Genomic DNA, 13,231 nt, shown 5'->3' on the forward strand with positions numbered 1-13,231 from the left:
TCTGAGTTCTATAATAAATTAGTTTAATAAAAAATTTTTAATAGAAAAGGAGTTATTCATGATTAAAAAAATAAAATATTTTTAAATAGTGTACTAAGCATTTTTTAATAACATCAGTAAATGTGATTTTACCTAAAAGAGCATTTGCTGATTCTGAGAGGTTGTGGGGACAGGATAGATATGAAACTTCTGCAGCGGTATCAAAAAGTGGATGGACAACTTCCGATTATGTAATTCTTGCTAGTGGTGAAGATTATGCAGATGCTCTTTCCATAGCACCTATAGCTGCCAGTCAAAGTATTCCTATACTTTTAACTGTGGAAGAATCTCTTCCAGATGTAGTGAAGAGTTATATAAAAGAAATAATATCAGACGTTATAACAGTCGGGAATAAATATTTGGAAGACTCCAGTTATGATTATAGTGAGGATGCGGAAAATATAAAGGCACTTTGTAACAGCCTTTCCAGTTCTGAAAAAGTTAGTCTTGAAAATGCTGTAATTGATGCTGGAATTAGTCTTTCAGATCTTATTACTCTAGCAGACAAATTAGGAATAAGTTTCTAAAAGTTATTGTACAAATATATGTTATAATAAATAAGGAGTAATTAAAGATTTGTAATAAAAGTATGTGATTCAAAGGTGTTTGTAACTTTGCTTACAAATGAATTTAGATACTAGGATATGGTGGCAGAATTTTCAATTTTGGAGAGAAAAGATATGAAAAAATTAATAAAAAGTAAAAGAAATCTAGGCTTACTTATAATTATACTTTTAGCAGTGGCAATTTTTGCAAAACGTATTTTCTGGAATTCATCCTACAGTTCACCTGAGTACAAATTTTCAGTACAGCTTTTTGACAAAATAATTAAAGCCCAGAGTGAAGACTCTACTGCAGAACTGACAAAAGATGAGGTAAATCAGATTATATGTCTGTACTTTAAAGAATATAGAAAAAATGATGTGGTAGTAAAATCAGTAGAGGCAGAACTTGAAAATGACAGCATGAGGTTTTATGTACCTGTCAGCTATAAAGGACTAAATCTACTTTTGTGGTCTCAGGGCAGCATTTCCCTTGAAAATGATCATATTAAATATACTCCTGCCTATTTTAAAGTAGGTAAAGTCACCCTGCCTAAATCCTATATTCTAAAAAAGTTGAGCCAAAAGTTAAAAAGTGGGGCAGATATTGAAGGAAACTCCATAGCAATTAATATTAAAGAACTTCCTGTAGGTATTAAGTCTATAAGTGTGAAAGATAAAAAGCTTCTGGTTACACTGGAAAAAAGAGAATTTAATATTGAAGATATATTAAAAGGAAAACTTAGTTCTATAAAAAATTTTATAGAGGATTCTTCTGCTATAAAGGAATCAAGTTCCTATACGAAAATCAATAAAGGAAGTAATACTTCCAAAGTGAATAAAAAAAGCACAGAGAAAGATGCTGAAAGCAAAAATGATACTAGTGCATCAAGTCCAGTTTCTTCCCAAAAGCAGCAGGCACTTAATAGTGTAATAAGTGGATTAAATGCGGCTTCAGCTTCTGTCAGTACAGGGGCACAAAAGGCAGTTATATCACAGATGATATCTGTTGTAAGTAATATGAAAGACTCATCTTATAATCCATACTCAGAGGAAAGCAGTGTTAAGGCTGCTTATGGACAATTATCTCAAACTGAAAAAGCAGAATTAAAGGCTGCTGTATTTTCAAATGTAGACACGTCTCAGGTAAGTATACTGGCAGGTATGATAGGAAATTAATCAAAAATAAGGGGAGGAGATATACCCATGCAGGAAGAAGAAATAACACTGGATCTTAGAGATTTTTACTATATATTAAAAAAGAGAAGGATGCTTATTGCAATAGTGACAGTGGTGTGTACTTTAGTGGCAGGTATTTTGAGTTTTTTCATAATAAAACCTACCTATGAGGCAACTACCACTATAATTATAGGAAAACCTGAAAGTGATGGAAAGGACAGCACTCAATACAATGATGTAATGATGTATCAAAATTTAGTAAAAACCTATGCTAAAATTGCATCCTCCAATACTGTTATGGAAAGTACAAGCAATAAGCTGAAGGGTACTATTGGAGTTGGGGAACTTAAGAAGAAGATTTCTGCTGCACCTCAGGAGGGTACTCAGATTTTACAAATAACGGGACAAAGTAAAGATCCTAAACAGGCTGTAAATATGGTAAATGCAGTAGTGCAGGCTTTTGTATCTGAATCTAAAAGAGTATTTCCTACAGGAGGAGATATACAGGTTATGGATAAGGTTCAATTTCCAGATAAACCTATAAAGCCTAAAAAGGCATTAAACATGGCTATTGCATTTTTTGTTGGATTGATGGCTTCTGTAGGGTTTTCCTTTATGCTGGAATGTATGGATAATACCATAAAGACAGAAGAAGATGTAGCAAGATATTTAGACATGCCTATAATAGGTATAATACCTAGAGGAGAAGTTTAGACAATTCACAATTGGCCATTCACAATGCACAATGAATGAAAGATGATTTTTCTACGAAAAATCTACATTAATTGTGAAATGTAAATTGTGAATTGTGAGTTGAAAAAGATTGAGGTGAAAGTATGGTAGATATACACAGCCACATACTTCCAGGGGTAGATGATGGTTCAAAATCCATGGATGAAACCTTGAAAATGCTTAAACTTGCGGAATTGGATGGAGTAAAAACCATAGTGGCAACTCCACATTTTTATAGGGGATACTATGAAAATAGTTACGAGGACATAATGAAGTTAGGTCAGCAGGTGAGAAGTGCAGCAAAGAAAGCAAATATAGCTGTAAATATTGTTTTGGGTCAGGAAGTATTTTTAGATAAATATATCCTGAAGGATTATAAATTGGGGAAAGTAGGATGTATTGAAGGAACTGATTATATTCTGGTAGAGTTTCCTATGACTGTGCTGCTAAAGGATGCTTTAGATATTATATATGAACTTCAAGTTATGGGAATACGGCCAATTTTAGCTCATCCTGAAAGGTATAAGTATATTATAGATAAGCCTTCTAAAATAAATGAATTTTTAGATGAAAGATGTTTGTTACAAATAAATACCGGAAGCATAAAAGGGATTTTTGGAAAAAAAGTAAAAAGTACTGCAGAAATTTTAATAAGCAGCGGAGTTTGCAGTTTTATAGCTTCTGATGCTCATTCTACAACAGGGAGAAGTCCGGGTATTAGTGAGGCCCTTAAAATTGCTGCTGAATTTAAAAGCGGTATATTTGAAATGCTACAAAGTAATTGTGAAAGATTGTTAAAAAATCAATTTATAGAATTTGTTAGTGAAAGAATAAAAGAAAGAAAAAGTATATTTAAGTTTTTAAAAAAATGAGAGTATTATTTGAGATATAAATGGAGTGAAGATAATGGAAAAACCCGATATTGTTACCGTAAAGAATCCTAAAGTTCCTATTGCAGAAGCTTATAGAACTTTAAGAACCAATATTCAGTTCTCTTCTTTTGATAAGAAGATACAGACCATAATGCTGACAAGCTCCGTGCCGGGAGAAGGAAAATCTACAACCTGTTCTAATCTGGCAGTAGTTATGGCAGAGTCAGGTGCCAGAACTATTCTAGTAGACTGCGATGAGAGAAAGCCAAGGTTACATAAAATATTTTTTGTTTCAAATGAAAAAGGACTATCCGATGTTTTAGCAGGAAAAGTTGAATTTGAAGAGGTTGTCAAAGAAACTGTAATAGAAAATTTAAAGCTTTTAACTTCAGGGACACGTCCCCCAAACCCTTCGGAACTTTTGGCTTCTAAAAAAATGGAGACTTTTTTAGAAAGCTTAAAGGATAAATTTGAATACATAATAATAGACACCCCACCTGTAGTGGCGGTAACAGATGCCCAGCTTTTAGCGCGTTGTGCAGATGGATGTATTCTTGTAGTGGCATCTTCTCAGGTAGAAAGGGAGGCTGCAGTGCGGGCAAAAGAGCTTTTGTTAAAAGTAAATGCCAATATATTAGGTATTGTTTTAAATAAGCTGGAAGTAAGGGAAAAGGGTTATTATGGTTATTATTATCAGTACTACTATAATGATGGGCACAGTAAAACTAATGACCATAAGAAGGAAAATAAAAAGAAATAATAATGCATGCAAAAAGGTAAAGGTTTTATTGTACTTTACCTTTTTTATTTTTTGCCTATTTTTAAAAAGCTGCATATATACTATGTGAAGGGAGATGATTTAAATGGCTGCAAGTTCAACCTTACTGGAAACTTCTATAATATTAAGCTACAATGACGGCCTAGATGCACAGGGGAAAGAAATAATTAAGAAGCAAAGTTTTTCAAATGTAAAAATAACTGCTCCTATCCAGGATATCTACGATGTTGCTAAGGAAATAGAAAAGCTTCTTGGAAAGACAATAGATGAAATTGTAAGGCAGGATGAAAGTGCTATAACAAATGTTTAATACAATGCACAATGCACAATTAACAATTCACAATTAATGATGATTTTTCTCTGAAAAATCTATAATATAGATTTTCTGAAGCGTAGCGGAAGAAAATCCTCCACAATTGTGAATTGTGAATCGTAAACTGTGAATTGAAAAAAAGGGTGGTGAAAATCATGAGTAGGGCACTAGTTATGAGTTTCTTAACTGAAGAAGGCAAAAAGACTTCTATAAGGGTTTCTAATGTGAAAGACAATTTAACGGACCAGGAAGTAAAAACTGCCATGGAAATAATTATTGCAAAAAATATATTTACCTCAAAGAATGGGGATTTACAAGCCATAGATTCAGCTCATATATTAGAAAGTTCAACTACGGAACTCGAAGTAAAATAATATAATTGACAGTTGACAATTGAGAATTGACAATTGATGAGGATTTTTCTACGAAAAATCTATATTATAGATTTTCTGGAGCACAGCGGAGGAAAATCCACCGAAATTGTCAATTGTACATTGTCAATTGTCAATTGAATAAATATGCACAAAAATTGCAATTTATAATACAATATTAGAAAACAAAAAATAGTTAAATGTAAAATTACTAAAGAATTCACAGGATATAAATTTTATGGGAGGACAAAATAATGTGTGGTTTCAAAAGCGGAACTGTAATGGACAAACGCCATGAAATCAAAGAAAATACAAACTATAATTTACCCAAAATATCCCGCCTTGAAAATTTACTGAAGAAGGCAAAAAGTGGCGACAAAATCGCAGTAGAGGAAATTTGTAAAAAATTTAATGGAATGATTATAAGTCTATGCAGATTTATTTATATAAATGGATACACCATGGAAGACATGATACAAGAAGGAAGAGTTTCCCTTATAAAGGCAATTCACAGTTATGATTTAAATTCAAAATATCCTTTTCCTGCTTATGCTAAAAGTGCTGTAAAGAAAAATTTCCACTGGAAGATAAGGAATAATACAAGAAAACCCAGATGCTGCAGTATTCATAGTTGTAACAGCCAGGGAAATGAACTCTCAGACATGATACCATCTACAGAAAATATTGAAGAGGATTTTATAAAAAAGCAGTATAAAATCAAGCTCCGGGAAGCCATTGAAAAGCTTCCTGAAGAAAAAAGAGATATAATAATCTGGTATCATATACTGGAAAAGGACTTAAAAGAATATGCGATAAGAAAGGGAATAGCTTATAGAACAGCAGTTTATAAAAAGAAAAAAGCTCTTGACAGTTTGAAGGAGTATTTAAAAGATTATGTATAGTTTTGGAAGTTGAGAGTTAAGAGTTAAAATTTAAGAGTAAATGAAGATTTTTCTACCAAAAATCTAAAATTAAGAAGTATTGAAACAAAGTTTTCAATGCCTCTATATTTTTCCAAATTTTCTGGAGTACAGCTCGAGAAAATTATTCCATAATTGTAAATTGTAAACTGAATATAGTTGGTCTAAGTTACCAGATATCTTATTTATTAAAAAGCTTTAAGGTTGTTGGATAAAAGTATATAATAAAAACAATTATGATATTATAATAATAACAATAAATATTACGTGAATATTGTAAAAAATATGGTTTTAATCTTGTTTATTATCAATTATGATATTATAATAATGACAATTAATATTATGTGAATATTGTATAAAACATGATTTTAATTTTGTTTGTTAACAATTATGATATTATAATAATAATAATGAATATTATGTGAATATTGTAAAAAATATGGTTTTAATCTTGCTTATTACCAATTATGGTATTATAATAATGGCAATGAATTTATATGAATATTGTAAAAAATATGGTTTTAATCTTGCTTATTACCAATTATGGTATTATAATAATGGCAATGAATATTATATAATATTGTAAAAAATATGGTTTTAATCTTGCTTATTACCAATTATGGTATTATAATAATGGCAATGAATATTATGTGAATATTGCAAAAAATGATTTATTAGGAGGGATAACTATTGACGGAACTGCAAAGTAGAGTTATTGAAGTATATGTAGAAAATATGGAAAAATACAAAAAAGGTGTTATTTACATTTTTATTAAAAGAATGACAGATATAATATTTTCCATTTTGGGAATTATAGTATTTGCCCCTGTTATGATGATTATTGCAGTTGCTATTAAGCTGGATTCTAAAGGAGCTGTTATATTTTCTCAAGAAAGAGTGGGGTTAAATGGAAGGCTCTTTAAGATGTACAAGTTTAGGTCTATGGTGGAAAATGCTGAGGATCTTTTGGACGAGCTTAAAGACAAAAATGAAATGACAGGTCCTATGTTTAAGATGAAAGAGGACCCCAGAGTTACCAGAGTAGGAAAATTTATAAGAAAGACAAGTCTTGATGAACTTCCCCAATTGTTTAATGTGATTAAAGGAGAGATGTCACTGGTAGGCCCAAGGCCTAACCTTCCCAGAGAAGTTGTAAAGTTTACCCGGAAGCAAAAGATTAAATTATTGGCCAAGCCTGGATTAACTTGTTACTGGCAGGTTATGGGCAGAAGCAATGTAGATTTCGAAAGATGGATGGAACTGGATATTAAATACATAGAAATGAGAAATACTTTGCTTGATTTTAAGCTTATCTTTAAAACTTTGGGAGTGTTTTTTGGGGATGAGAATGCGGCGTAGCATGCGCTTTGTATGATATTGGTGTGGAATTGAAAATGAAAATGTGGAAAATTGCACTCGAAACTTTTATTGAAAGAATACGGATGTAAGTAGTTAAAAATAATTTCAAGGTTGAAAGGGTGTAAAAATGATGAAAATTGTAATTGCAGGAACTGGTTATGTGGGCTTAGTAACAGCTGCTTGTTTATCTCATTTAGGTCATAATATAACTTGTGTTGACATAGATAAAAAAAAGGTTGAACTTATGAGACAAGGAATATGTCCAATATATGAACCTGGGTTAGAGGAAATACTTAAAAAAAATTATGAAGAAGGCAGATTAAATTTTACAATTGATTGTAAATCAGCATATAAAGATGCCGATATAATATTTATAGGGGTGAGTACCCCAGAAAGAGAAGATGGTTCGGCTAATTTAGATTATGTATATGATGTAGCAGAACAAATAGCTGAAAATGTAGAGAAAAATTGTTTGGTTGTTGTTAAGTCAACAGTTCCAATAGGAACTAATGATAAAGTAGAAGAATTTTTAAGGGAGCATCTAAAAAATGATGTTTACATAGAAGTGGCTTCAAATCCAGAATTTTTAGCTCAAGGAACAGCAGTCAAAGATACATTATATGCTAATAGAATAGTAATAGGAGTTGAATCAAATAAAGCTAGAATTATTCTAGAAAAGGTATATGAGAGATTTAATCAACCAATAGTTGTAACTAATAGGAGAAGTGCTGAGATGATAAAGTATGCTTCTAATGACTTTTTAGCATTAAAGATATCATTTATAAATGAAATTGCCAATTTTTGCGAAATTGTTGGAGCAGATATTGAGGATGTAACAAAAGGAATGAGCTATGATCCAAGAATAGGAGATAAATTTTTAAAAGCAGGTATCGGGTATGGCGGTTCCTGTTTCCCAAAGGATACTAAAGCACTTCACTGGCTTGCAAATGATAACGGGTATGAACTAAAGACAATAAAGGCAACCATAGAAGTAAACCAAAACCAAAAATATAAACTCTTTAGAGCAGCCAAGCAGAGATTTGGAAGTTTAAAAGGACTAAAGGCAGCGGTACTTGGATTGACTTTTAAACCGGGAACAGACGATTTAAGAGAGGCAGCTTCCATACCTAATGTAAGAAGGCTGCTAGAAGAAGGAGCAGAAATTGCTGCATATGATCCTGTTGGAGAAAAAAATTTTAAAAAATTATTTCCAAGTAAAATCATATATGGGAAAACTGTAGAAGAAACTTTAAAAGATGCAGATGTAGCGTTTATATTCACTGAATGGGATGAAATTAAGTCTTTAGACTTAAGTGTATATGAGAAATTAATGAATATCCCTATTATATTTGATGGGAGAAATTGTTATAAAATTAGTGAAGTAGAAAAAAAAGCTGTAGAATATCATTCTGTTGGAAGAGAAGCTGTTTTGAATTTAGTGAAAGATGTTAAAAGTGAAGTGGCAGCTACGATTATTTAAAATAAATTCGGTTTAGAGTGTAAAGAAGGGATGAATGATTTTGAAAAAGGTATTAATAACTGGAATAACGGGACAGGATGGTTCCTATTTAACAGAATTTTTACTAGAAAAGGGATATGAAGTACATGGAATAATTAGAAGAGCTAGTACCTTCAATACTAAGAGAATAGACCATCTATTTGAAAATCCTGAAATAGGAAATAGACATCTTTTTCTTCATCATGGTGATCTAACGGATTCAAGTAACTTAAATAGATTAATAGAAAAAGTTCAGCCAGATGAAATATACAATTTAGCAGCTCAAAGTCATGTACAGGTTTCCTTTGAAATTCCAGAGTATACTGCCGAAACAGATGGCATAGGTACACTGAGAATACTTGATGCTATAAAGGAAAGTGGACTAAAGTGTAAGTTTTATCAGGCATCTACTTCAGAACTATTTGGAGGACTTCCAGAAACAGTACCCCAAAGTGAAAAAACTCCTTTTTATCCCAAAAGTCCTTATGGAGCAGCTAAACTTTACTCTTACTGGATCACAGTTAATTATAGAGAAGCTTATAACCTATTTGCATGTAATGGAATATTATTTAATCACGAATCTCCAAGAAGAGGAGAAACCTTTGTTACAAGAAAAATAACAAGGGCAGTAGCTAGTATAATGGCAGGAAAGCAGGAAAAATTGTCATTAGGGAGCTTAGATGCTAAAAGAGATTGGGGATATGCAGGGGATTATGTAGAGGCTATGTGGCTTATACTTCAGCAGGATAAACCCCAGGATTACGTTATAGCTACCAATGAAACTCATACTGTAAGAGAGTTTGTAGAATTGTCTTTTAAAGAAGTAGGAATAGATATTGAATGGGGAGGTACTAAAGTTGAGGAAAAAGGTTACGATAAAGCTACTGGAAAAGTTTTAGTTGATATAAATCCAAAATATTTTAGACCTGCAGAAGTTGATCTTTTATGGGGAGATTGTTCAAAGGCTGAAAGAGAACTTGGATGGGAAAGAAAAGTTGATTTTCCTGAGTTAGTAAAAATGATGGTAGATGCTGATATGAGACAAATTGCTGGGGTAAGCACTGAAGAATTCTTAGCACAAGATGAAGTTGCAATAACAAAATAACAATGAAAACTATAGCATTTTATATATCTAATCATGGTTTTGGACATGCATCTAGAAATATACCCATTATTCATGAATTATTAACTAAATCTAGAGAAATAGAGATTATTATAAAAAGCGGTAAAAATCAAATTCATTTTATGCAGCAACTTTTAGAGGAATTTTCTCCCAGAGTTGCTTTCTATGAAAAAGATGTAGATTTAGGGTTAATTTTAAAAAAAGGTAAAATAGAAGTAGATAAAATTAAATTACAATATGAGTTAGAAAAGTTCATAAATTCATGGGATGATAAGATAAGAAAAGAAAATACTTTTTTAATAAATAATGGAGTGAATTTAGTAATTTCAGATATAGCTTCTTGGATATTTAAATGTTGTAAGGGGCTAAGTATTAAATCCATCCTTATATCCAACTTTACATGGGTTGAAATATATAAGGAATTATTTAATAATGATATATATAAAACATATTTACAATATTATAAGATGGCTGATGAAGTTTGGTTTTATCCTTTGTATGGATATGTAAAAGATTATATAGAAAATCCAAAATATCTAGGATTATGTTGTAGAGAATTTAATGATGAAAATGTACAATCCATAAAAAGAGTGCATAAGCAGCCTATAGTTTTTGTAAGCGTAGGTAGATCAGTACATTTAAAGGAGGCTATAGATATAGAAGGATTACCTTATGATTTTATTTATACAGAAGGTGTAAATCTAAAAGGTAAAAATGCATACAAGCTTTCAATAGATACATTAAATACCCAAGATTACATTAAGGCATCGGACTATGTCATTACTAAAGCAGGTTGGGGAACAGTAGCAGAAGCTATATGTGCCAAGAAACCAATGTTAGTTATAGAAAGAAATGAAATTGCAGAGGATAGAAAAACATTAGAAAATTTAATAAAGCTAGATATAGTCTTGCCTATTAAACAAGGTGAGTTTAATAAAGATAATATTGGTACGCTATTAGCAAGGGTAAAAGAAAAGGCGTTTAATTATAATAATTTACCTAAAATATATAATAATTCAGTACATTATATAGCCAGTGACATATTAAGGTGTTTGTCTTAACTTTAAGGGGTGAAGAAAGTGAAAAAGGACAGTAAAATATATGTAGCAGGACATAGAGGATTGGTTGGTTCTGCTATAGTTAGAAAGTTAAAAGAAAAGGGTTATACAAATATAATTAGGAAGACTCACAGTGAACTTGATTTAACAAACTCCACTGAAGTTGAAGAATTTTTTAAAATAGAAAGACCAGAATATGTATTCTTAGCAGCAGCTAAAGTAGGAGGAATTCTTGCAAATAGTACTTATCCAGCAGATTTTATATATGAAAACTTACAAATACAAAATAATGTCATAGGAATGGCTCATAAGTATGAAGTGAAGAAGTTGATGTTCCTTGGAAGTTCATGCATTTATCCTAAAATGTGTCCACAACCTATAAAGGAAGAGTATCTGCTTTCAGGATATTTGGAAGAAACAAATGAAGCCTATGCATTGGCTAAAATATCTGGACTTAAAATGTGTCAATTCTTTAATAAACAGTATGGTACAAACTATATAAGTGTAATGCCTACAAATTTATATGGACCTTATGATAACTTTCACTTGGAAAATTCTCATGTAATGCCAGCATTAATTAGAAGATTTCATGAAGCAAAAGAAAACAATGCTCCAGAAGTTGTAGTATGGGGAAGTGGAACTCCGCTAAGAGAGTTCTTATATTCTGAGGATATGGCAGATGCATGTATTTATTTGATGGAAACATATGAAGGAAATGATTTCTTTAATATAGGCACTGGTAAGGAGATTAGTATAAGAGGGCTCGCAGAACTGGTTAAGGAAGTTATGAGGTATGAGGGAAAATTGGTATTTGATACTAGTAAACCAGATGGAACTCCTAGAAAGCTTCTTGATGTAAGCAGACTTGAGGCAGCAGGATGGACTTATAAGACTGAGCTTAGAAATGGGGTCGAGAAGGCTTATAAGTGGTTTAGAGAGAACTATATTAATAAGTAGAAGGGATTACCTATGAAGGATGTAAAGAAAAAGCTATTAGTATATGCTCATTATTATTACCCTGATGTTGCTTCAACTGGTCAGATATTAAAGGAATTATGTGAAGGTATGAAGGATAAATTTGATATTACAGTAATTTGTGTAGTACCTAGTTACAGTGGAAAAATAGATGAGAAATATAAAGTAGATAAATACTACTACGAGAATATTAGTGGGGTAAAAGTTATAAGGGTAAGAGTGCCTGAATTTACTAAAGATAATAAAAAGAGTAGAATTAAAAATCTTTTAGCATATTCCTTTAGAGCAGTATGGGCAACATTTAAAGTTAAAGAACAAGACTATATTTTTACAATATCCCAGCCTCCAATAATCGGTGGAGTTTTGGGTACAATTGGAAAATGGTTTAAGGGTGGAAAGTTAATTTACAATATACAAGACTTTAATCCAGAGCAAACAATAGCAGTAGGATATAGTAAAAATAAAATTATACTTAATATGGCAATGTGGGTAGATAGATTTTCTTGCAGAAGATCAGATAAAATAATAGTAGTTGGAAGAGATATGCAAAAAACTTTAAGGGATAGATTTAAAAATAGAAATGTTCCAAAGAATGTTTTTATCAACAACTGGGTTGATGAAAAAGAAATATATCCTTTACCAGATGATAATGAAAAGGTATTGGCTTTTAAAAAGAACTATGGTTTAGAAAACAGAATAGTAGTAATGTATTCAGGAAATATAGGACTTTACTATGATTTAGAAAATTTGATTAAGGTTATTGGAAGATTTAAAGATAGAACTGATGTAGTTTTTGCTTTTGTGGGAGATGGAAGTAAAAAGAAAGATATAGAAGATTACGTTATTGAACATAAGCTGACAAATGTTGTATTTATTCCGTATCAGGACAAAGCTGATCTGATTTACAGTCTTAATGCGGCTGATTGCCAGTGGTGTGTGAATGCTAAGGGGATTAAGGGTGTTTCCGTTCCTTCTAAGCTATATGGTATTATGGCAGTGGGCAAGCTGGTCATCGGTGTTATGGAAGAAGGTGCTGAAGCAAGACTCATTATGGAAGAGACACAGTGCGGTTTAGTATGCGAACCGGGAGATTATGCGGCTGTAGAAGCCAATTTACGATGGTTTATCGACCACGCGGGGGATCCTAGGCAGAAGGCCATGGGCATGCGTGGACACGAGTATCTGATCAAAAATTTGACCAAGGATGTCAGTGTCAAGAAGTACATAGATGAGATTTTGAGCTGCTGATCCTGTGGTCAAGGCAAGTAGGTTTAAAGGACTAGAACAACGGTAGGTTACCTTAGATGTTTGGAATATACCCTGAAAATCGGCAAAACATGATATTGGCAAAAAGGGTAAGGTTGTTAACGAGATGGAGGTATTTAAGTCTACTTTCGATGTTATTGTGGCAACTGCTTCAATGTAGAACTGGCAGATGTTATGGATAAGGTTTATACTAGAGATTTGTATTT

Annotated in this window: 14 protein-coding genes; all 14 read left to right on the top strand. The window is 32.0% G+C overall.

Annotated features, from left to right (window positions below):
* Positions 1-122 precede the first annotated feature (122 nt).
* The 14 genes from AB3K27_RS04495 (at position 123) to AB3K27_RS04560 (ending at position 13,007) form a co-directional block, all read left to right on the top strand.
* Complete coding sequence (locus AB3K27_RS04495; protein ID WP_368490057.1) at positions 123-566, top strand: cell wall-binding repeat-containing protein; 444 nt, start codon at positions 123-125, stop codon at positions 564-566.
* A gap of 153 nt (positions 567-719) precedes the next feature.
* Positions 720-1,760: a DUF2140 domain-containing protein gene (locus AB3K27_RS04500; RefSeq protein ID WP_368490058.1), complete on the top strand. Its 1,041-nt coding sequence runs from the start codon at positions 720-722 to the stop codon at positions 1,758-1,760.
* 27 nt (positions 1,761-1,787) lie between these two features.
* Entirely contained in the window at positions 1,788-2,474 is a 687-nt protein-coding gene (locus AB3K27_RS04505) for a YveK family protein (protein WP_368490059.1), read from the top strand.
* A 122-nt stretch (positions 2,475-2,596) separates the two neighbouring features.
* Positions 2,597-3,364 (top strand): tyrosine-protein phosphatase, encoded by a 768-nt coding sequence (locus tag AB3K27_RS04510; protein WP_368490060.1) that lies wholly within the window; start codon positions 2,597-2,599, stop codon positions 3,362-3,364.
* Positions 3,365-3,398: 34 nt separating this feature from the next.
* Positions 3,399-4,124 (top strand): CpsD/CapB family tyrosine-protein kinase, encoded by a 726-nt coding sequence (locus AB3K27_RS04515; RefSeq protein WP_368490061.1) that lies wholly within the window; start codon positions 3,399-3,401, stop codon positions 4,122-4,124.
* A 103-nt stretch (positions 4,125-4,227) separates the two neighbouring features.
* Positions 4,228-4,452, top strand: coding sequence for a DUF1659 domain-containing protein (locus AB3K27_RS04520; RefSeq protein WP_368490062.1), 225 nt, complete (start codon positions 4,228-4,230; stop codon positions 4,450-4,452).
* 158 nt (positions 4,453-4,610) lie between these two features.
* Complete coding sequence (locus AB3K27_RS04525) at positions 4,611-4,829, top strand: DUF2922 domain-containing protein (RefSeq protein WP_368490063.1); 219 nt, start codon at positions 4,611-4,613, stop codon at positions 4,827-4,829.
* Between the two features lie 251 nt (positions 4,830-5,080).
* Positions 5,081-5,728, top strand: coding sequence for an RNA polymerase sigma factor (locus AB3K27_RS04530; RefSeq protein ID WP_368490064.1), 648 nt, complete (start codon positions 5,081-5,083; stop codon positions 5,726-5,728).
* A 753-nt stretch (positions 5,729-6,481) separates the two neighbouring features.
* Positions 6,482-7,105 carry a sugar transferase gene (locus tag AB3K27_RS04535; RefSeq protein ID WP_368491167.1) on the top strand — a complete coding sequence of 208 codons (624 nt, stop codon included), beginning with the start codon at positions 6,482-6,484 and terminating at the stop codon, positions 7,103-7,105.
* Positions 7,106-7,235: 130 nt separating this feature from the next.
* Positions 7,236-8,585, top strand: coding sequence for a UDP-glucose/GDP-mannose dehydrogenase family protein (locus AB3K27_RS04540; protein ID WP_368491168.1), 1,350 nt, complete (start codon positions 7,236-7,238; stop codon positions 8,583-8,585).
* A 40-nt stretch (positions 8,586-8,625) separates the two neighbouring features.
* Complete coding sequence (gene gmd, locus AB3K27_RS04545) at positions 8,626-9,708, top strand: GDP-mannose 4,6-dehydratase (protein ID WP_368490065.1); 1,083 nt, start codon at positions 8,626-8,628, stop codon at positions 9,706-9,708.
* 2 nt (positions 9,709-9,710) lie between these two features.
* Positions 9,711-10,787 (top strand): glycosyltransferase, encoded by a 1,077-nt coding sequence (locus tag AB3K27_RS04550; RefSeq protein WP_368490067.1) that lies wholly within the window; start codon positions 9,711-9,713, stop codon positions 10,785-10,787.
* 18 nt (positions 10,788-10,805) lie between these two features.
* Entirely contained in the window at positions 10,806-11,741 is a 936-nt protein-coding gene (locus AB3K27_RS04555) for a GDP-L-fucose synthase family protein (protein ID WP_368490068.1), read from the top strand.
* 12 nt (positions 11,742-11,753) lie between these two features.
* Positions 11,754-13,007 (top strand): glycosyltransferase family 4 protein, encoded by a 1,254-nt coding sequence (locus AB3K27_RS04560; RefSeq protein ID WP_368490070.1) that lies wholly within the window; start codon positions 11,754-11,756, stop codon positions 13,005-13,007.
* Positions 13,008-13,231 lie beyond the last annotated feature (224 nt).

It is taken from the genome of Clostridium sp. BJN0013, from assembly GCF_040939125.1.
Classification (GTDB): domain Bacteria; phylum Bacillota; class Clostridia; order Clostridiales; family Clostridiaceae; genus Clostridium_B.